At 72.8% G+C, this 20,447-nt stretch carries 15 protein-coding genes; 14 read left to right on the top strand and 1 reads right to left on the bottom strand.

All coding sequences use genetic code 11. The features are described 5' to 3' along the window. Positions 1–110: 110 nt before the first annotated feature. The 14 genes from QP089_RS33845 to QP089_RS33780 all read left to right on the top strand — a co-directional run bounded on the left by QP089_RS33845 (position 111) and on the right by QP089_RS33780 (position 19,130). Positions 111–1,145: a rod shape-determining protein gene (locus tag QP089_RS33845; protein WP_285917250.1), complete on the top strand. Its 1,035-nt coding sequence runs from the start codon at positions 111–113 to the stop codon at positions 1,143–1,145. A gap of 37 nt (positions 1,146–1,182) precedes the next feature. After that, complete coding sequence (mreC, locus tag QP089_RS33840; protein WP_285917249.1) at positions 1,183–2,193, top strand: rod shape-determining protein MreC; 1,011 nt, start codon at positions 1,183–1,185, stop codon at positions 2,191–2,193. 1 nt (position 2,194) lies between these two features. Next, entirely contained in the window at positions 2,195–2,794 is a 600-nt protein-coding gene (mreD, locus tag QP089_RS33835; RefSeq protein ID WP_285917247.1) for a rod shape-determining protein MreD, read from the top strand. Continuing rightward, the gene (mrdA, locus tag QP089_RS33830; RefSeq protein ID WP_285917245.1) at positions 2,791–4,863 is read left to right on the top strand and encodes a penicillin-binding protein 2; all 2,073 of its coding nucleotides are present in this window, start codon (positions 2,791–2,793) and stop codon (positions 4,861–4,863) included. Before mreD ends, mrdA begins: the two co-directional genes overlap by 4 nt. Before the next feature lie 46 nt (positions 4,864–4,909). Next, entirely contained in the window at positions 4,910–6,094 is a 1,185-nt protein-coding gene (rodA, locus tag QP089_RS33825; protein WP_285917244.1) for a rod shape-determining protein RodA, read from the top strand. A 56-nt stretch (positions 6,095–6,150) separates the two neighbouring features. Beyond that, positions 6,151–8,073 (top strand): TIGR03960 family B12-binding radical SAM protein, encoded by a 1,923-nt coding sequence (locus QP089_RS33820; RefSeq protein ID WP_285917242.1) that lies wholly within the window; start codon positions 6,151–6,153, stop codon positions 8,071–8,073. 178 nt (positions 8,074–8,251) lie between these two features. Further along, positions 8,252–9,109, top strand: a complete 858-nt coding sequence (locus QP089_RS33815) for a TIGR03936 family radical SAM-associated protein (protein ID WP_285917240.1) — start codon at positions 8,252–8,254, stop codon at positions 9,107–9,109. Positions 9,110–9,314: 205 nt separating this feature from the next. Then, positions 9,315–12,473 carry an Rne/Rng family ribonuclease gene (locus QP089_RS33810; protein WP_285917239.1) on the top strand — a complete coding sequence of 1,053 codons (3,159 nt, stop codon included), beginning with the start codon at positions 9,315–9,317 and terminating at the stop codon, positions 12,471–12,473. A 306-nt stretch (positions 12,474–12,779) separates the two neighbouring features. After that, positions 12,780–13,094, top strand: coding sequence for a 50S ribosomal protein L21 (rplU, locus tag QP089_RS33805; protein WP_285917237.1), 315 nt, complete (start codon positions 12,780–12,782; stop codon positions 13,092–13,094). A 14-nt stretch (positions 13,095–13,108) separates the two neighbouring features. After that, positions 13,109–13,366, top strand: coding sequence for a 50S ribosomal protein L27 (gene rpmA / locus QP089_RS33800; RefSeq protein WP_151544591.1), 258 nt, complete (start codon positions 13,109–13,111; stop codon positions 13,364–13,366). 109 nt (positions 13,367–13,475) lie between these two features. Then, entirely contained in the window at positions 13,476–14,873 is a 1,398-nt protein-coding gene (gene obgE / locus QP089_RS33795) for a GTPase ObgE (RefSeq protein WP_285917235.1), read from the top strand. A gap of 31 nt (positions 14,874–14,904) precedes the next feature. Continuing rightward, positions 14,905–16,017, top strand: coding sequence for a glutamate 5-kinase (proB, locus tag QP089_RS33790; protein ID WP_285917233.1), 1,113 nt, complete (start codon positions 14,905–14,907; stop codon positions 16,015–16,017). A gap of 13 nt (positions 16,018–16,030) precedes the next feature. Beyond that, positions 16,031–17,302, top strand: a complete 1,272-nt coding sequence (locus QP089_RS33785) for a glutamate-5-semialdehyde dehydrogenase (RefSeq protein ID WP_285917231.1) — start codon at positions 16,031–16,033, stop codon at positions 17,300–17,302. Positions 17,303–17,372: 70 nt separating this feature from the next. Continuing rightward, positions 17,373–19,130 (top strand): TIGR03767 family metallophosphoesterase, encoded by a 1,758-nt coding sequence (locus tag QP089_RS33780; RefSeq protein WP_285917230.1) that lies wholly within the window; start codon positions 17,373–17,375, stop codon positions 19,128–19,130. Between the two features lie 178 nt (positions 19,131–19,308). Here the strand turns inward: QP089_RS33780 and QP089_RS33775 are convergent, their stop codons facing one another. Then, positions 19,309–20,328: a M48 family metallopeptidase gene (locus QP089_RS33775; protein ID WP_285917229.1), complete on the bottom strand. Its 1,020-nt coding sequence runs from the start codon at positions 20,326–20,328 to the stop codon at positions 19,309–19,311. Positions 20,329–20,447 lie beyond the last annotated feature (119 nt).

Below are 20,447 nucleotides of genomic sequence, written 5' to 3'. Positions count from 1 at the left end.
GTTTTTTGGACGACGCGCGGAGCGGGCGCCACTGCCTGCGAGCGGGCCCGCACGTTACGATGGACACGCCGCTGCACACGCCCGACAATCATGAAGGGCTCCCTTTCTTCATGGGTAACAAGCTGTCGTTTCTCGGCCGTGACATGGCGGTCGACCTTGGCACCGCGAACACGCTCGTGTACGTCCGGGGACGCGGCATCGTCCTCAATGAGCCCTCCGTGGTGGCGATCAACACCAACACCGGCAAGATCGTCGCGGTGGGCATCGAGGCCAAGCGCATGATCGGCCGCACGCCCGGCAACATCGTGGCCGTCCGCCCGCTCAAGGACGGTGTCATCGCCGACTTCGACGTCACCGAGCGGATGCTGCGCTACTTCATCCAAAAGGTCCACAAACGGCGGCACTTCGCCAAGCCGCGCATCGTGGTGGCGGTGCCGAGCGGGATCACCGGGGTGGAGCAGCGCGCCGTCAAGGACGCGGGCTACCAGGCCGGCGCCCGCCGCGTCTACATCATCGAGGAGCCGATGGCCGCCGCGATCGGCGCCGGGCTGCCCGTCTACGAGCCGACCGGCAACATGGTCGTCGACATCGGCGGCGGCACCACCGAGGTGGCGATCATCTCGCTCGGCGGCATCGTCACCAGCCAGTCGGTGCGGGTCGGCGGCGACGAGCTCGACCAGGCGATCATCTCCTTCTCCAAGAAGGAGTACTCGCTGATGCTCGGGGAAAGGACGGCCGAGGAGATCAAGATGGCGATCGGGTCGGCCTATCCCGGCGGCGAGGACGAGCCGCACGCCGAGATCCGCGGCCGCGACCTGGTCAGCGGCCTGCCGAAGACCGTCGTGATCTCCGCCGAGGAGGTCAGGCGGGCGATCGAGGAGCCGGTCAACGCCGTGGTGGACGCGGTGAAGACCACGCTCGACAAGTGCCCGCCCGAGCTCTCGGGCGACATCATGGACCGCGGGATCGCCCTGACGGGCGGCGGCGCGCTGCTGAAGAACCTCGACGAGCGGCTCCGCGAGGAGACCGGGATGCCGATCCATCTGGTCGACAACCCGCTCGACTCGGTGGTGCTCGGCACCGGCAAGTGCGTGGAGGACTTCGAGTCGCTCCGGCAGGTCCTCGTACCGGAGTCGCGGCACTGAACCACGGGCGGCGACCAGAGAATCCGGAGGTCGGTGGGTGAAGGACACCCGGCGCACCCGCACGGTCCTCGGCGTGCTGCTCGTCGCGGCACTCGCGATGATCACCGTGGACTACCGCGGCGGCGACCACTCGCCGCTGGGCGGGCTGAGAAGCCTCGGCGCGGCCGTGTTCGGGCCGGTCGAGCGGGCGTCGGCGGCGGTGGTGCGGCCGGTCGGCAACACCTTCGGCGCGATCACCGACGCGCCGGGCGAGAAGCGCCGCGCCGACCGGCTCGCCCGCGACAACCAGCGGCTGCGCGAGCAGCTGCGCTCCACCCGGCTGGACCAGGACCGCGCCGCGCAGCTGCAGCGGCTGCTCGGCTCCGCCGGGATGGGCGGCTACAAGATCCTCGCCGCGCAGGTGATCTCCGCCGGCCAGGGCTTCGAGGACACCGTCACCATCGACGTGGGCAGCGGCAGCGGCGTCCGGGCCGACATGACCGTGATGAGCGCCGACGGGCTGGTCGGCCGGGTCACCCGGGTCGGGCCCGCGACCGCGACCGTGCTGCTGGCCACCGACCAGACCTCCACCGTCGGGTCCCGCCTGGAGGACTCCAAGGAGATCGGGATCGTGCAGGGCTCGGGCCGGCGCGGCCTCGGCGGCGGCAACACCCCGCTGAAGTTCCAGCTGCTGGACGCGAGCGCGCCGATGCGGGTCGGGCAGCGGCTGGTCACGCTCGGCTCGCAGGGCGAGCGGCCGTACGTGCCGGGCGTGCCGATCGGCACCGTCGAGCGCATCGACGCCGCCACCGGCGGGCTGACCCGCACCGCCTACGTCAAGCCCTTCGTGCACTTCACCAGCCTGGACGTGGTCGCCGTCGTGGTGGCCCCGCCGAAGACCGACCCGCGCGACGCGGTGCTGCCGGCCAAGCCCGCGCCGCCGCCGAGCCCGACGCCGTCCCCCAGCGGTTCGCCCGGCGACAAAAAGAAGAAGAAGGGCAAGAAGGGACCCAAGACCGAAGCGGACGGCACCGCCACCCCGTCCGCGAACCCGAGCTCGGGGGGATGACGTGCTGAACCCACCGGAGGCGTCACAGACCGGCCGCACCCTCACCACCGCGGTGGTGATCGTGGTGGCGCTGATCCTGCAGGTGTCGGTCGCCAACCGGCTGCCGCTGCCCGGCGGCGTCCAGCCCGACCTGGTGCTGCTGGCGGTGGTGGCGCTCGCGCTGGTGTTCGGCTCGATGACCGGCATGGTCACCGGGTTCCTGGCGGGCCTCGCCGCCGACATCGTCCCGCCCGCCGACCACACCATCGGCCGCTACGCGCTCGTCTACTGCCTGATCGGGTACCTGTGCGGCATCGCGTCCGCCGAGATGGACCGGCAGACGCTCGTGCCGTTCTTCGCGGTCGCCGCCGGCGCCCTGGCGGGCACCGTGCTGTACGCGGTGACCGGCATGATCCTCGGCGACCCGCGCGCCCAGTGGGACACCGTGTCCAGCATGGTGCCGCTCCAGGTCGGCTACGACGTGGTCGCCAGCCCGTTCGTGGTGTGGGCGGTGCTGCGCGTGACCCGCAGGTACGAGCGCGGCGAGCGCTCGCGCGGGGACCGCCTGTCGGTGCCCGCCGCCCGCTACCGCGCGATGTCGGGGCGGGGCGGCGGCCTGTGAACCCCAGAACGCACTTCCGCCTCGTCGTCCTGTACGTCCTCGTCGGGCTGCTGCTGCTGGTCCTGATGGGCCGGCTGTGGACGATGCAGATCCTCGACGGCTCGCACTACCAGCAGCTCGCCGACCAGAACCGCACCCGCGACATCGTCGTCCCCGCCGTCCGCGGCATGATCCTCGACGACCGGGGCGTCCCGCTGGTCCGCAACCGCAGCGCGCTCGTGGTGTCGGTCGACCGGACCACGCTGTCGCGGCAGAAGGACGGCGGCAGGGCCGTCTTGCAGCGCCTCGCCGGCGTCCTCGGCACCACCTACCAGGACGTGGCGAACCGGACCCGGCTGTGCGGCCCCGACGTCAAGCGCCCGTGCTGGCCCGGCTCGCCGTACCAGCCGATCCCCGTCGAGGACCACGTCGACCCCAAGCGCGCCCTGCAGATCATGGAGCGGCAGGAGGACTTCCCCGGCGTGACCGCGCAGGTCCAGGCCGTCCGCGAGTATCCGCGGCCGGACGGGGCGACCGCCGCGCAGGCGCTCGGCTACCTGCAGCCGATCACCCAGGAGGAGCTCGACAAGCGCAAGGGCCTGAAGGTCACCGGCTACAGCGGCGTCGACCTCATCGGCCGGGACGGGCTGGAGGCCCAGTACGACGCGGCGCTGCGCGGCGAGCCCGGGTTCCGCCGGGTGCTGGTCGACAGCCAGGGCCGCGTCACCGGCACCGCCGAGGAGAAGGCGGCCGAGCCGGGCGGCAACCTCGTCACCAGCCTCGACGCGGGCGTGCAGGGCGCGGCGGAGAAGGCGCTCAAGCACGCCGTCGAGAACGGCCGCAAGGCCGGCCACCCGTCCGACGCGGGCGCCGCCGTGGTGATGGACGTGCAGACCGGCCGGATGGTCGCGATGGCGAGCTACCCGACCTACGACCCGAGCATCTGGACCGGCGGCATCTCCCAGGACGAGTACGACGCGCTGCTCGGCAAGAAGAAGGGCGAGCCGCTGATCTCGCGGGTCACCCAGGGCCAGTTCGCGCCCGGCTCCACCTTCAAGATCTCGTCGGTGTCGGCGGCGGTGAAGGACGGCTACCCGCTGAACGGCACCTACCAGTGCCCCGGCTCGTTCGACGTCGGCAGCCGCGCGTTCCACAACTTCGAGGGCGAAGCGCTCGGCTCGATGAACCTGCACACGGCGCTGGTGAAGTCGTGCGACACGGTGTTCTACAAGTTCGCCTACGAGGAGTGGCTGCGCGACGGCGGCATGCACCCGAAGAAGAACCCGTCGGACCCCATGGTGCGGATGGCCCGCAACTTCGGGTTCGGGAAGGCCACCGGCCTCGACCTGCCGAACGAGTCGACCGGGCGCATTCCCGACCGCGGCTGGAAGCGGGACTACTGGAACGCCACCAAGAAGGCCGACTGCAAGGCCGCCAAGGCCGGCTACCCCGACGTGCAGAAGACCGACCCGGCGCGGGCTGCGTACCTGAAGGCGGTCGCGGCGGAAAACTGCGTCGACGGCTACGTGTGGCGCGCCGGTGACGCAGCGAACTTCTCGGTCGGGCAGGGCGACGTGCTGGTCACGCCGCTGCAGCTCGTCCGCGCGTACGCGGCGGTCGCCAACGGCGGCAAGCTGTTCACGCCGCGCCTCGGCGTCGCGGTGCTGCGCCCGGACGGCACCGTCGAGCGCCGGATCACCGCACCGCCGCCGGCCAAGCTGCCGGTCGACCCGAAGGTGCTGGCCTACATCCGCAGCGGCCTGGCCGGGGTCACCAAGAGCGGTACCGCCGCGGGGGCCTTCAACGGCTTCGACTTCAAGACGGTCGACGTGGCCGGCAAGACCGGTACCGCCGAGGTCTACGGCAAGGACGACAACTCGTGGTTCGCCTCGTTCGGCCCGGTGAAGCACCCGCGCTTCGCGGTGATCGTGATGGTCGCCCAGGGCGGGCAGGGCGCCGTGACGGCGGCCCCGGCCGTCCGGGAGATCTGGGAGGCCATGTACGGCACGAAGAAGCAGAAGCCGCTGCTCAAGGACGGCAAGCTCCCCTCGGAGCTGCCGAAGGCCCCCGTCGAGGGAGCGGCGCCGTGATCGCCGCGGTGGCGGGGAGCCGTGAGCGGGGGAGCGGGGCGGGACGATGCTGAACAGCACCGGAGTCGGATCCGTCGGCGGCTACGGCGACCGGAGCCTCTGGCAGGGCCGGCTCGCCGGCCTGCGCAAGCTGGACTGGCCGCTGACGATCACCGTGCTGGTGCTGTCGGTGGTCGGCGCGCTGCTGGTGCGCTCGGCGACGTTCCAGCTCGCGGCCGAGCACGGCGACGACCCCGAGGGCTTCCTGAAGCGGCACGTCCTCAACCTGATCATCGGGTTCGTGCTGGGCGGCGTCGTCACCGTGCTGGACTACCGGCTGCTGCGCGCCTACGTCCCGATCCTGTACGCGCTGGCCTGCGTCGGCCTGCTGGCCGTGCTGACCCCGCTCGGCTCGACGATCAACGGCTCGCACTCGTGGATCGTCCTCGGCGGCGGGTTCCAGATCCAGCCGTCGGAGTTCGCCAAGGTCGGCCTGGTGGTGCTGCTGGCGATGATCCTCGGCGAGCCGCGGGACGGGGAGATCGGCCCGGGCCGCCGGGACGTGCTGCTCGCGCTGGCGCTCGCCGGGGTGCCCGGCCTGCTGATCATGCTGCAGCCCGACCTCGGCACCACGCTGGTGTTCATCGCGGTGGTGCTCGGCATGCTGGCGGTCTCCGGCGCGCAGAAGCGCTGGCTGGTCGGGCTCGTCGCCGGCGGGGCGGCGGCCGGGGCCGCGGTGTTCTTCCTCGGGCTGCTGAAGAAGTACCAGATCGACCGGTTCACCGCCTTCCTGGACCCGACCGCGGACCCGCGCGGCGCCGGCTACAACGCCCAGCAGGCGCGGATCGCGATCGGCTCGGGCGGGCCGTTCGGCAAGGGCCTGTTCGAGGGCCAGCAGACCGGCGGGCACTTCGTGCCGGAGCAGCAGACCGACTTCATCTTCACGGTCGCGGGGGAGGAACTGGGGTTCGTCGGCGCCGCCGTGATCGTCCTGCTGCTCGGCGTCGTGCTGTGGCGCGGGCTGCGGATCGCCTCCCAGGCCGCCGACCTGTTCGGCACGCTGGTGGCGACCGGCGTGGTGTGCTGGCTGGCGTTCCAGACGTTCGAGAACGTCGGCATGACGCTCGGCATCATGCCGATCACCGGGCTGCCGCTGCCGTTCGTGTCCTACGGCGGCTCCGCGACGTTCGCCAACATGATCGCCTTCGGCCTGCTGCAGGCCGTGCACATCCGCCGCCGCCCGTTCGACTAGCGGTGCGGCGGTAGGCTGGGCGTTCATCCCACGTCTGCAGCACGGAGGACATCGCCATGCCTGTCGAGTCGCTCTTCCCGCGCCTGGAGCCGCTGCTCCCGAGCGTGCAGAAGCCGATTCAGTACGTCGGCGGCGAGCTGAACTCGCAGATCAAGGACTGGGACGGCGCGGACGTCCGGTGGGCGCTGATGTACCCGGACGCCTACGAGGTGGGGCTGCCCAACCAGGGCGTCCAGATCCTCTACGAGATCCTGAACGAGCGCGACGGCGTGCTGGCGGAGCGGACCTACTCGGTCTGGCCCGACATGGAGGCCGTCATGCGCGAGCACGGCATCCCGCAGTTCACCGTGGACGCGCACCGCCCGGTCGCCGCGTTCGACGTGTTCGGCGTGTCGTTCTCCACCGAGCTCGGCTACACCAACCTGCTGACGGCGCTGGACCTCGCGGGCATCCCGCTGGAGGCGGCCGACCGCGGCGACCAGCACCCGATCGTGATCGCGGGCGGCCACGCGGCGTTCAACCCCGAGCCGATCGCCGACTTCGTCGACGCCGCCGTGCTCGGCGACGGCGAGGAGATCGCGCTGGCGATCACCGAGGTGATCCGCGAGTGGAAGGGCGAGGGGTCGCCCGGCGGCCGCGACGAGCTGCTCCTGCGGCTCGCGGCGTCCGGCGGGGTGTACGTGCCGCGCTTCTACGACGTGACGTACCTGCCCGACGGCCGGATCCAGCGGGTCGCGCCGAACCGCCCGGGCGTCCCGTGGCGGGTCGAGAAGCACACCGTGATGGACCTCGACCAGTGGCCGTACCCGAAGAAGCCGCTGGTGCCGCTGGCCGAGACGGTGCACGAGCGGTTCAGCGTGGAGATCTTCCGGGGCTGCACCCGCGGCTGCCGGTTCTGCCAGGCCGGGATGATCACCCGTCCGGTGCGGGAGCGGTCGATCACCACGATCGGCGCGATGGTCGACCAGGGGCTGAAGGAGTCGGGCTTCCAGGAGGTCGGGCTGCTCAGCCTGTCCAGCGCCGACCACAGCGAGATCGGCGAGGTCGCCAAGGGCCTCGCCGACCGCTACGAGGGCACCAACACCTCGCTGTCGCTGCCGTCCACCCGCGTGGACGCCTTCAACATCACGCTCGCCAACGAGTTCTCCCGCGGCGGCCGGCGGTCCGGCCTGACGTTCGCGCCGGAGGGCGGCTCCGAGCGGATGCGCAAGGTGATCAACAAGATGGTCACCGAGGACGACCTGATCCGCACCGTCACCACCGCCTACGAGAACGGCTGGCGGCAGGTCAAGCTGTACTTCATGTGCGGGCTGCCCACCGAGGAGGACGAGGACGTCCTGGCGATCGCGGGCATGGCCAAGCGGGTCATCCAGGCGGGCCGCGAGGCGACCGGCCGCAGGGACATCCGCTGCACCGTGTCGATCGGCGGGTTCGTGCCGAAGCCGCACACCCCGTTCCAGTGGGCCGCGCAGTGCGACCACGAGACCGTCGACCGCCGCCTCAAGGCCCTCAAGGACGAGCTGCGCGGCGACAAGGAGTACGGCCGCGCGATCGGGCTGCGCTACCACGACGGGCAGCCGTCGATCGTCGAGGGCCTGCTGTCGCGCGGCGACCGCCGCGTCGGCAAGGTCATCCGGGCCGTCTGGGAGGACGGCGGCCGGTTCGACGGCTGGAGCGAGCACTTCTCCTACGAGCGCTGGACGGCCTGCGCCGGCGAGGCCCTGGCCGGCGAGCCCGTCGACCTGGACTGGTACACCGTGCGGGAGCGCGACGAGGTCGAGGTCCTGCCCTGGGACCACCTCGACGCGGGCCTGGACCGCGAGTGGCTCTGGCAGGACTGGCAGGACGCCGTCGACGAGACCGAGGTCGAGGACTGCCGCTGGACCCCCTGCTATGACTGCGGTGTGTGCCCCACCATGGGCACGGAGATCCAGATTGGTCCGACGGGCAAGAAACTGTTGCCGCTTTCGGTCGTCTGACCGGGCCCGGACGGCCCCGAACCCCCGGTGAAACCGGGCTTTTCGGGCTTGTGGCCTGCGCGGGCGCGGCCGCTCCGGGGGCGGGGCCCGGCGCAACGATGCCCGCCGACCCGTACTCTATAGAGAGACGTTGTTTTTCGACTCGGCACGAGTAGGAAGGACCAGAACCCTGGCACCCATGCCGGAGGGTCCGGCGCCGGCCCCCGTGATCCAGCGACTGCGCGTGCGCTATGCCAAGCGCGGCAGGCTGCGGTTCACGAGCCACCGCGACATTTCCCGGGCCGTGGAACGCGCCGTACGGCGCGCCGGGATCCCGGTCGCGTTCAGCGGCGGATTCACCCCGCACCCGAAGATCTCGTACGCGGGTGCGGCGGCGACAGGGGTGGCCAGCGAGGCGGAATACCTCGAGATCGGGCTCACCGAGACCCGCGACCCTGCGCGGGTACGGGCCGATCTCGACGCGGCCCTGCCCCCCGGGCTCGACATCCTGGATGTCGTGCCGGCCGGGACGGGACGCGCCGGGGACGCGGCGGTCAGGCCCGCCGCGTTCGCCGATCGGCTCGAGGCGTCCGAATGGCGGATCCGGCTGGACGGGGTGTCACGCGACGCCGTGGCCGCTGCCGTGGCCGCCTTCATGGCCGCCGGCGAGATCGAGGTCGAGCGCCTCACCAAGAAGGGGCGGCGCAGGTTCGACGTGCGCGCTGCCGTGTCCTCCTGCGAGCTGGACCGGCGCGCCGCGGAGGCGGCGGATGCCCCTTGTGCGATACTTCGAATGGTTGTTCGGCATTCCACACCCGCCGTACGACCCGACGACATCCTCACCGGACTGCGCCAGGTCGCCGACCTCGCGCCGCCGTCACCGCCACTGGTGACCAGGCTGGCGCAGGGGCCCCTGGACGCGGCCACCGGTGGCCTCGCGGATCCTCTGGATCCGGACCGGGAGACCGGCCTGCCGTCCGGCGACGACGCCGGAACGGCCGGCGGCGTGCGGCCGCGGCCCGGGGACCCCGCGAGCGCGGATGCCGTCAGCGCCTGATCGTGAGACCGAAGCCGTGGCGACACGGAACCGGTCCGCAGGGGACGACGGGCGCACCCCCGACGACTTCGTCGTCACGACCGGACCACCGTCCGGCGGTGACGACGCCGATGACTGACGGAGCGCTCCCGCGCGGCGCACCGCCCGGTCCGCCCCCTGGCGGAACGAGCGGTCGCGCCCGGGAGCCTGACGGGAGATTGCCCGGATGCTTGATAACGAAGCCGATGCGGCCAGCGCCGAAGGCACCGATGAACAGACCGACGGCGCCGCGCCTGGGAGCGCGGCCACCGAGAGCGGCCCGCAGGAGACGGGTCCGCGCAATGGCAGGGCCTCGGGCGTGACGTCGCGCCCGCGCCGCCGGGCGAGCCGCCCGGCCGGCCCGCCGCCCGACGTCGAGGAGGCGCCCGCGGCCGAGTCCCCCGCCGCCGCGGCCCCCGCGGAGGCCTCGGAGCCGGCGGCCGAGCCGGAGCCCGCGGCCGAGCCGCCCGCGAAGAAGGCGACCCGGACCCGCACCAGGACCCGCGCCGCGAAGGCCGCCGAGACCGCCGAGCCCGTGCCTCCGACGGGCGCCGAGACGTCCCCGGAGATCGCCGCCGAGCCCGCGCAGGACGCCGAGCCCACGGCCGCCGAGCCCGCCGGTGAGCCCGCCGCCGAGGCCCCCGCCGAGCCCGCACGCCGCACCCGTACCCGCGCCCGCCGCACCACGGCCGCCAGTGAGAAGGCCGCCGCGGAGGACGCCTCCGCGCCGCCCGCGGCGCCGAGGGTCCCGGCGGTGCCGTCGGTTCCGGAGGTGCCCTCCGTCCCGGTCGCCGGCGCCGAGCCGGACGCCGGCCAGGTGTCGGAGGCCGAGCCCGCCAGCGGCGTCGGCGTCCCGGGCGTGACGTTCCAGCCGCCCATGGTCGTGTTCCAGCCGCCGCAGCCGAAGGCCGAGCCGCCGGCGCCGGGCGCCGCCGAGCCGAAGGCCGAACCCGCCGACCAGGACCAGGACACCGGCGAGGACGAGGGCGACCACGGCCCGTCCGACGAGGACGACTCCGACGACCGGCCCTCGCGCCGGCGCCGCCGCAGGGGCGGCCGGGGCCGCGGCCGCGGCGGCAAGGAGGGCGGCGAGGACGAGGCCGACGAGACCGAGGCCCCCGAGGCCCGGGACAAGGACGCCTCCAAGGACACCGGCAAGGACACCGCCAAGGGCGCGGACAAGGAGGCCGACAAGGACGCCGAGGCCGCCAAGCCCGCCAGGGGCCGGTCCAAGTCCGCCAAGGCCAAGGACAAGGAAAAGGACAAGGAAGAGCAGGCCGCCGAGGCCGACCACGACGACGAGGACGACGACGGCGAGGGCGGCCCGGCCGGCAGCCGCCGGCGCCGCCGCCGCAGGCGCCGGTCGGGCGTCGAGACCGAGGCCGGCACCCCCGACGACCCGCCGAACACCGTCGTGCACGTGCGCACCGCCCGCGAGGAGCGCGCCGCCGCCGAGGACGAGGTCCAGTCCGTGCGCGGCTCGACCCGGCTGGAGGCCAAGAAGCAGCGCCGCCGCGAGGGCCGCGAGCAGGGCCGCCGCCGCCCGCCGGTGATCACCGAGGCCGAGTTCCTGGCGCGCCGCGAGGCCGTCGAGCGGGTCATGGTCGTGCGGCAGGAGGGCGACCGCACGCAGATCGCCGTCCTGGAGGACGACGTCCTCGTCGAGCACTACGTCAACCGCGCGACGCACCAGTCGTACGTGGGCAACGTCTACCTCGGCAAGGTGCAGAACGTGCTGCCCTCGATGGAGGCGGCGTTCGTCGACATCGGCAAGGGCCGCAACGCCGTGCTGTACGCGGGCGAGGTCAACTGGGACGTCGCCGGCCTGGTGGGCCAGCCGCGCCGGATCGAGTCGGCGCTGAAGTCCGGCCAGTCGGTGCTGGTGCAGGTCACCAAGGACCCGCTCGGCCACAAGGGCGCCCGGCTGACCAGCCAGGTCTCGCTGCCCGGCCGCTACCTGGTGTACGTGCCGGACGGCTCGATGACCGGCATCAGCCGCAAGCTGCCCGACAAGGAGCGCAGCCGGCTGAAGTCGATCCTGAAGAAGGTCATGCCGGAGCACGCGGGCGTGATCGTCCGCACCGCCGCCGAGGGCGCCACCGAGGAGGAGCTCGGCCGCGACGTCTCGCGCCTGGCCGCCCAGTGGGAGACCATCCAGAAGAAGGTCAAGACCGCCTCGGCGCCGTCGCTGCTGTACGGCGAGCCCGACCTGACGATCCGGGTCGTCCGCGACATCTTCAACGAGGACTTCGCCAAGCTCGTCGTCTCCGGCGACGGCGCCTGGGACACCGTCTCGGACTACGTCGAGTACGTCGCGCCGCACCTCGCCGACCGCGTCGAGCGCTGGACCGGCGACCAGGACGTGCTGGGCGCGTTCCGGATCGACGAGCAGATCGCCAAGGCCCTCGACCGCAAGGTGTGGCTGCCGTCCGGCGGCTCGCTGGTGATCGACAAGACCGAGGCGATGACGGTCATCGACGTCAACACCGGCAAGTTCACCGGGCAGGGCGGCAACCTCGAGGAGACCGTCACCCGCAACAACCTGGAGGCGGCCGAGGAGATCGTCCGCCAGCTCCGGCTGCGCGACATCGGCGGCATCATCGTGATCGACTTCATCGACATGGTGCTGGAGAGCAACCGCGACCTGGTGCTGCGCCGCCTCGTCGAGTGCCTGTCGCGGGACCGTACCAAGCACCAGGTCGCCGAGGTGACCTCGCTCGGGCTGGTCCAGATGACGCGCAAGCGCGTCGGCCAGGGCCTGGTCGAGGCGTTCTCGGAGACCTGCGAGTCGTGCAACGGCCGCGGCATCCACGTCCACCTCAGCCCGGTCGAGCTGAAGCCCGAGAAGGCCGCGGGCAAGGAGTCCGGCCGCCGCCGCAAGCGCAAGGGCGAGGTCGAGAAGGCCGTCGAGGACAAGCTGGCCCGGCACGAGGCGAAGAAGGAGCCGGCCGAGCCGGCCGACGTCCCGGCCGAGGAGCCGGAGGCCGCGCGGCCCGAGCCGGCACGGTCGCGGCCGAAGAGGTCCCGCCCCGCCAAGCGCCCCGCCGGCCCGCCGCCCGAGGTCGACGGCGAGGAGCCGCCGGCGCAGGCCGCGGTCGAGGCGGCGGACGCCGCCGAGGAGGTCGCCGGCACCTCGCCCGGCATCCTCGACGACGAGCCGGTCGACGTTCCGGCCGACGAGCTGGCCGACGAGCCGGCCGACGTCCCGGCCGATGCGAACGGCGCCGCCCCGGTGCCGGCCGCGTCCGAGAACGGCGCCGGTCCCGACGCGGCGTCCGGCGACGAGGAGGCCCCGCGCCGCCGCCGCACCCGCCGCCGCGCGACGGCGCAGGCGGACAGCGAGTGATCCCGCGCCGGCCCGGGGGAGGCCCCGGGCCGGCGCAGGTTCGCTTTGGGGTCCGGGCGTCCAGTACACTCGGAGGTCGGCGCGTTTGACGACGCGCCACCCGATACAGCGCCGCGAGCACCGTCCGGGGTTCGTCCGGCGCGCACCTCGCCGATCCGGTGAGGACGAGCAGAGAGCGCCAGGGGCCCGCCCCCGGCGTGCCGCCCTCGGCCCGGTGCCGGGGGTAGGCCCCCATCCGGGGGCTGGTGTAAGCCACGCGCGGGACCGGTTCAGTCCGGAAGCGCGCGCAGACGAGAGGTTTCCGCGGTGTACGCGATTGTCCGCGCAGGCGGTCGGCAGGAGAAGGTCGCCGTCGACGACGTGCTGACCGTCGACAAGCTGACCGGCGAGGTCGGCTCGACCGTCAAGCTTCAGGCCCTGCTGGTCGTGGACGGCGACAACGTCGTCAGCAAGGCGGCCGACCTCGCCGGGTACGAGGTGACCGCCGAGATCCTCGGCGCGGTCAAGGGCCCGAAGATCAACATCATGCACTACCGGAACAAGACCGGGTACAAGCGGCGGATGGGGCACCGTCAGCCGTACACCGAGGTCAAGATCACCGGCATCGGCTCCGGGAAGTAAGGGAGAGCGGTCACATGGCACACAAGAAGGGCGCATCGTCCAGCCGTAACGGTCGCGACTCCAACGCCCAGCGGCTGGGCGTGAAGCGGTTCGGCGGCCAGGTCGTCAACGCCGGCGAGATCATCGTCCGCCAGCGCGGCACCCACTTCCACCCCGGCCCGGGCGTCGGCCGCGGCGGCGACGACACGCTGTTCGCGCTGGTCGCGGGCGCGGTGCAGTTCGGCCGGTACCGCGGCCGCAACGCCGTGAGCATCGTCCCGCCGGCGGAGTAGTCCGCCTGCATCAGACGTTTTCCAAGGGGCGGACCGCTGATGGTCCGCCCCTTTGCCCTGTTCATGGGCCGCCGCCCTGTTCAGGGCCGTACACCGAGGAGGATCCACCGTGGCCGCTGGAGCGGGTTCGGGCGCGCAGTTCGTCGACCGGGTGGTGCTGCACGTCGCCGCGGGCGCCGGGGGCAACGGCTGCGCGTCGATCCACCGGGAGAAGTTCAAGCCGCTCGGCGGTCCGGACGGGGCCAACGGCGGGCGCGGCGGCAGCGTCGTGCTGGTCGTCGACTCCAACGCGGCGAGCCTGCTGGAGTACCACCGGCGCCCGCACCGCAAGGCGGCGAACGGGCGTCCCGGGCAGGGCGGGCACCGCACGGGCGCGGACGGCGCGGACGTGGTGCTGCCCGTCCCGGACGGCACCGTGGTGAAGGAGGGCGACACGATCCTCGCCGACCTGGTCGGGGAGGGCACCCGGTTCGTCATCGCGCGCGGCGGGCACGGCGGGCTCGGCAACGCGGCGCTGGCCTCGGCCAAGCGCAAGGCGCCCGGCTTCGCGCTGCTCGGCGAGCCGGGCGAGGAGCGCGACGTGGTGCTGGAGCTGAAGAGCGTCGCGGACGTCGCGCTCGTCGGCTTCCCCAGCGCCGGCAAGTCGTCGCTGATCGCGGCGCTGTCGGCGGCCAAGCCGAAGATCGCCGACTACCCGTTCACCACGCTGGTCCCGAACCTCGGGGTGGTCTCGGCGGGGGACACCACGTTCACCGTCGCGGACGTGCCGGGGCTGATCGAGGGCGCCAGCGAGGGCCGCGGCCTCGGCCTGGAGTTCCTGCGCCACATCGAGCGGTCCTCGACGCTCGCGCACGTGCTGGACTGCGCGACGCCCGAGCCGGGCCGCGACCCGGTCAGCGACTTCGAGGTCATCGAGCGCGAGCTGCAGGCCTACGACCGGGTCCTCGGCGACCGGCCGCTGTCGGACCGCCCCCGCATCGTGGTGCTGAACAAGGTGGACGTGCCGGACGCGCGCGACCTCGCCGAGATGATCCGTCCCGAGTTCGAGGCGCGCGGGCTGAAGGTGTTCGAGGTGTCCGCGGCCTCCCACGAGGGGCTGCGGGAGCTGTCGTTCGCGATGGCGGCGATGGTCGAGGAGCACCGGGCGTCGCTGCCGCCGGCGGAGCCGACCCGGATCGTGATCCGGCCGGAGCCGGTCGGCGGGGACGCCGACTTCGAGGTGAAGGACCTCGGCGACAACACCTACCTGATCACCGGCGCGAAGCCGGTGCGGTGGCTGCGGCAGACCGACTTCGCCAACGAGGAGGCCGTCGGGTACCTGGCCGACCGGCTGGCGCGGCTCGGCGTGGAGAACGCGCTGACCGAGGCCGGGGCGAGCGCGGGCGCGACGGTGCTGATCGGCACGCCGGACGACTCGATCGTGTTCGACTGGGAGCCGGAGATCCCCGCAGGCGAGGCCGGTCTCGGCCCCCGCGGCACCGATCGCCGTCTCGACGGCTACCTGTAGTACCGCAGCACCCCCGAGGAGAGAGGCGTCCATGAGCGAGCGCGAGGCGATCGCCAAGGCCCGCCGGATCGTGGTGAAGGCGGGGTCGTCGTCGCTGACCACCCCGCAGGGCACGATCGACGCGGACCGCATCGACGCGCTGGTGGACGTGCTCGCCGCGCGCCGCGCCGGGGGCGCGGAGATCGTGTTCGTGTCGTCCGGCGCGATCGCGGCGGGGCTCGGCCCGCTCGGGCTGGTCCGACGGCCGCGCGACCTCGCGACGCAGCAGGCCGCGGCGAGCGTCGGGCAGGGCCTGCTGTTCGCCCGCTACACCTCCTCGTTCGCCCGGTACGGGGTGACGGTCGGGCAGGTGCTGCTCACCGCCGACGACATGATCCGCCGCTCGCACCACCGCAACGCGCAGCGCACGCTTGAGCAGCTGATCACGCTCGGGATCCTGCCGATCGTGAACGAGAACGACACCGTCGCGACCGACGAGATCCGGTTCGGCGACAACGACCGGCTCGCGGCGCTGGTCGCGCACCTGGTCCGCGCGGACGCGCTGGTCCTGCTCTCGGACGTGGACGCGCTCTACACCGGCGACCCGCGCCGTCCCGGCGTCCGCCGCATCACCGACGTGCACGGCCCGGACGACCTCGCGCGGGTCGAGCTCGGCGGGTCCGGGCGGGTCGGCACCGGCGGGATGATCACCAAGGTGGAGGCGGCCCGGATCGCGGGGATCCCGGTGGTGCTGACGAACGCCGCGTCCGCCGCGCACGCGCTGTCGGGCGACGGGGTCGGCACGCTGTTCCACCCGGCGGACGGCCGCCGGATGTCCACCCGGCAGCTATGGCTCGCGCACGCCACCACCGGCCAGGGACGCGTCACGCTCGACGCCGGCGCCGTGGACGCGGTGGTGCTGCGCGGCAAGTCGCTGCTGCCCGCCGGCGTGACGGGCGTCGAGGGCGACTTCGCGGCGGGCGACCCCGTCGACCTGTGCGACCCCGCCGGCCGGGTCGTGGCGCGCGGCCTGGTGCACTACGACGCGTCCGAGATCCCCGAGCTGATGGGGCGCTCGACCCGCTGGCTGGCGCGCGAGCTGGGCGCCGAGTACGAGCGGGAGATCATCCATCGCGACCACCTGGTCGTCCTGACCGAGCAGTGATGCTGACCGAGCAGTGAGGAGTGCGCCGATGAGCGAGCGCGAGGAGTTCCTGCGGGTGGCGCGGCGCGCCCGGGAGGCGGCGTCCGGGCTGGCGCCGCTGCCGCGGGCGGCGAAGGACGCGGCGCTGCACACGATCGCGGACGCGCTGGTCGCCGCGGCCCCGGAGATCGTCAAGGCGAACGAGTCGGACGTCGCCCGGGCCCGCGAGAACGGCACGTCGGAGTACATGATCGACCGGCTGAGCCTGGACGAGGACCGCATCGGCAGGATCGCCGACGCGGTCCGCAAGGTCGCGGTGCTGCCCGACCCGGTGGGCGAGTCGGTGCGCGGGAGCGTGCTGCCGAACGGGCTGGAGCTGCGGCAGATCCGGGTGCCGCTCGGCGTGGTCGGGATCATCTACGAGGGCCGCCCGAACGTGACGGTCGACGCCGCGGCGCTCTGCCTGAAGAGCGGGAACGTGGCGATGCTGCGCGGCTCGTCGTCGGCGCACGACTCCAACACGGTGCTGGTCCAGGTGATGCAGGCGGCGCTGGCGCGGACCGAGGTGCCGGCGGACGCGGTGCAGCTCGTCCCGGGCACGTCGCGGGAGTCGGTGAAGCACCTGATGCGGGCGCGCGGGCTGGTGGACGTGCTGATCCCGCGCGGCGGCGCGTCGCTGATCAACTCGGTGGTGGAGGAGTCGACCGTCCCGGTGATCGAGACGGGCGTCGGGAACTGCGCGGTGTACGTGGACGCCGCCGCCGACGTGGACATGGCCGTCGACATCCTGCTGAACGCCAAGACGCAGCGCCCGTCGGTGTGCAACGCCGCCGAGACGTTCCTGGTGCACGCCGGCATCGCCGACGCGTTCGTCCCGCGCGCGCTCGAAGCGCTCAAGGAGGCCGGGGTCACGGTCCACGGCGACGAGCGGATCCGCTCGTACGGCGGCGACGTGGTGGAGGCGACCGAGGACGACTGGTTCGCCGAGTACCTGTCGCTGGACATCGCGGCCCGCGTCGTCGACTCCCTCGAGGACGCCGTCGCGCACATCCGCACGTACGGGTCCGGCCACACCGAGGCGATCGTGACCACGTCGCAGCCGGCCGCGAAGCGGTTCGTCGCGCTGGTCGACTCGGCCGCGGTGATGGTGAACGCCTCGACGCGGTTCACCGACGGCGAGGAGTTCGGGTTCGGCGCGGAGATCGGCATCTCCACGCAGAAGCTGCACGCGCGCGGGCCGATGGGGCTGCCGGAGCTGACCTCGACCAAGTACGTCGTGACGGGGGAGGGCCACACCCGCGGCTGACCGGACGGGCGCCGGATTGTGACACTCTGACCCTTGATGTCACGTTGGCCGGCATGGTCTGATGCGGCGTGTGACTCCTGAGATCAGCCGCCGCCGCGTCCTGAAGGGCGCCGCCCTCGGCGCGGGGATCGCCACCACCGGACTCGCCGCGTTCCCCGCGCGCCCGGCCGCCGCCGCGGCGCCCCCGCTGCGCGGCCCCGCCGCCGGCACCACCCTCGACCGCACCTACGTGCTCGGGAGGCCGGGCGCCGGCGGCTACCGGCCGGTGACCGCCGGGCCGGGTGAGCCGCACCTGCTCCGCCGCGACCTCGGCGGCACCGCCTCCCCGGGACGGGCCGCCGCCCGGCGCGGCGTCCTGGCGTTCGGGCAGCTCACCGACGTGCACATCGTCGACGCGCAGTCCCCGGCGCGGGTGGAGTTCGCCGACCGGCTCAAGGACGCGGTCGGCATGCTGCCCGTCGAGGGCGCCTACCGGCCGCAGGAGATCCTCACCACCCAGGTCGCCGAGGCGATGGTCCGCGCGATCAACAAGGTCGGGCGCGGCCCCGCCACCGGGCTCGGCCTGTCGTTCACCATCAACACCGGCGACGCCGCCGACAACGTCCAGTACAACGAGCTGCGCTGGATCATCGACCTGCTCGACGGCGGCCGGATCCGCCCCGACTCCGGCGACCCGAACCGGTACGAGGGCGTCATGGACCTCGCGTCCTACGACCGCGCCTTCTGGCACCCGGACGGACCGCCGCCGGGCGCGCAGCCCGACGTCCCCATGGCGAAGTACGGGTTCCCGCGCGTCAAGGGCCTGATCGACGCCGCGCGCCGCCCGTTCCAGGCGACCGGCCTGACCATGCCGTGGCTCGCCGCCTTCGGCAACCACGACGGCCTCGTCCAGGGCAACCTGCCGGTGAACCCGCTCGTCTCCGGTCTCGCGACCGGCGGCATCAAGATCGGCGCCCCGGCGGACGACGCGCAGGCGCAGCGCCTCGCCCGCATGATGCAGAAGGCCGACGCCGCCGAACTCGTCCGGCTCAGCCGCGAGCAAGGCGGAGCGGGCGGCCTGTTCCGCCAGGTCACCCCCGACCCGAACCGGCGGATGCTGTCGCGCGCCGAGGTCGTCGCCGAGCACTTCCGCACGTCGGCGTCGCTGCACGGCCACGGCTTCACCCAGGCCAACCTCCGCGACGGGACGGCCTACTACGCCTTCGACCGCGGCGTCGTCCGCGGGCTCGTCCTCGACACCGTCAACCCGAACGGCTACTCCGAGGGCTCCCTCGACAAGGCCCAGCTCGCGTGGCTCGAAGCCCAGCTCAAAGCGGGCAGCAGCCGCTACCTGTCTCCCGACGGCTCGACCGTCCGGCACGCCGCCAAGGACCGGCTGTTCGTCCTGTTCAGCCACCACCCGATCGCCTCGCTGACGAACCCGCTCGGCGGCGGGCGCGTCCTCGGCGACGAGGTCGAGGCACTCCTGCTGCGCTACCCGAACGTCGTGCTGTGGGTGAACGGGCACACGCACCGCAACCAGGTCATCCCGCACGCCCGCAAGGCCGGCGGCGGGTTCTGGGAGGTCAACACGGCCGCGCACATCGACTTCCCGCAGCAGAGCCGCATCGTCGAACTCGCCGACAACCGCGACGGCACCCTGTCGATCTTCGCGACGATCCTGGACTCCGCCGGCCCCGCCTCCTACGGCGGACGCCTCGCCGACCCCGTCCATCTGGCGTCGCTGTCGCGCGAGCTGGCGGGCAACGACTGGCAGGACCGCACCGAGAACCGCCGGGGCGAGCCCGCCGACCGCAACGTCGAACTCCTGGTCCCCGCCCCGTTCTAAACGACCTCAACCGGCACGCGAACGCGTGACATGAGCGGGGAGGCGACGCCGAAGGCGAGCCTCCCCGCGAAGATCGCGAAGCGATGCCGCGTTCGCCCAGCACCGTGAGTCGAGCCCGATAAACAGGGCCGCCGTGTCCGTGTCACGGCGGCCCTGGTCTTCCCAGCGGGTCCTGTCGTCAGGAACCGTTGCGGCGGTTGATCCGGTCGAACAGGCCGCCCGCCGCGTTCGCCGCCGCGTCCGCCATGTCGCGCACCTTCCCGACGAACGGGTCCGCGGTCCGCTCCCACGACTCGCGGTACGACTTCGCCGCGTTCTTCATCTCGTCGGTGACCGACGCGCTGCCGTCGTCGTCGCGGCGCGGGTAGTCGCCCGCGAGGATCCGCTCGTACTCGCCGCTGCGCGCCCACCGGTCGATTTCGGCGAACCGGATGACCGCGAACGGGTGCGACTGGCCGAGCAGGTTCAGGAACTTCAGCAGCCCGTCCCGCACGTCGCCGGCCGCGTCGTACTCGCGCGCCTGCTGCAGGAACGCCTCGCTGCTCATCTCGTGCAGCCGCGTCCCGCCGGCGAGCTTCATGTTGACCCGCTTGGCCGCGTCCACGTCCTGGCCCGCCAGCAGGCCCGCCCGGTCCGACGACAGCTCCGCCTTCCGGAACCACTCGCGCAGCCCGATGATGATCGCCGCGATGCCGATGTTGCCGAGCGGCAGCCACGCCAGCCGCGACCCGAGCTGCAGCAGGATCTGCATCATCGTCTGGTACACCGCGTGCCCGGACAGGATGTGCCCGACCTCGTGCCCGACGACGAACCGCAGCTCCTCGTCGTCGAGCAGGTCCAGCAGCCCGGTGTTGACCACGATGAACGGGTGGTCGGAACCGAGCGCCATCGCGTTCGGCGTCGGGTCCTGCCGGACGTAGACCTCCGGGACCTCCGGCATGTCCAGGATGTAGCAGGCGTCGCGCACCATGTCGTTCAGGTGGTGGAACTGGTCGTCGCCGACGCGGACCGTCCCGCCGAGGAACATCAGCCGCAGCGACCGCTCGTTGACCAGCCCCGACAGCTTGCGCAGGACGACGTCGAACCCGGACAGCGAGCGCAGCGCGACCAGCGCCGAACGATCCGCCGGGTGTTCGTAGGCCCGGGAACTGATCCCGGGAAAGCGCGTCCGTGCCCGATCCGGTGTGTTCTCCGTCATGACTGACCTCCTGAAGCGTGCATGCCCCCGCGGCTACGAGGGAGGAACGGCGTTGCCACGCGCCCCGGAAGGAGGCGGCGACCTCGAACGACTGGAAATGAACGATTGCCCGGCAGTCG

Source organism: Actinomadura opuntiae, from assembly GCF_030283205.1.
In the GTDB taxonomy this organism is placed as follows: domain Bacteria; phylum Actinomycetota; class Actinomycetes; order Streptosporangiales; family Streptosporangiaceae; genus Spirillospora.
This window is presented reverse-complemented; position numbering and strand designations above follow the sequence as displayed.

Excerpts from the sequence above, each read along its gene's own strand:
- proB (WP_285917233.1), top strand. The coding sequence starts at position 14,905 with ATGAGCGAGCGCGAGGCGATCGCCAAGGCCCGCCGGATCGTGGTGAAG.
- QP089_RS33820 (WP_285917242.1), top strand. The coding sequence starts at position 6,151 with ATGCCTGTCGAGTCGCTCTTCCCGCGCCTGGAGCCGCTGCTCCCGAGC.
- rodA (WP_285917244.1), top strand. The coding sequence starts at position 4,910 with ATGCTGAACAGCACCGGAGTCGGATCCGTCGGCGGCTACGGCGACCGG.
- rpmA (WP_151544591.1), top strand. The coding sequence starts at position 13,109 with ATGGCACACAAGAAGGGCGCATCGTCCAGCCGTAACGGTCGCGACTCC.
- QP089_RS33845 (WP_285917250.1), top strand. The coding sequence starts at position 111 with ATGGGTAACAAGCTGTCGTTTCTCGGCCGTGACATGGCGGTCGACCTT.
- QP089_RS33815 (WP_285917240.1), top strand. The coding sequence starts at position 8,252 with ATGCCGGAGGGTCCGGCGCCGGCCCCCGTGATCCAGCGACTGCGCGTG.
- QP089_RS33775 (WP_285917229.1), bottom strand. The coding sequence starts at position 20,328 with ATGACGGAGAACACACCGGATCGGGCACGGACGCGCTTTCCCGGGATC.
- QP089_RS33810 (WP_285917239.1), top strand. The coding sequence starts at position 9,315 with ATGCTTGATAACGAAGCCGATGCGGCCAGCGCCGAAGGCACCGATGAA.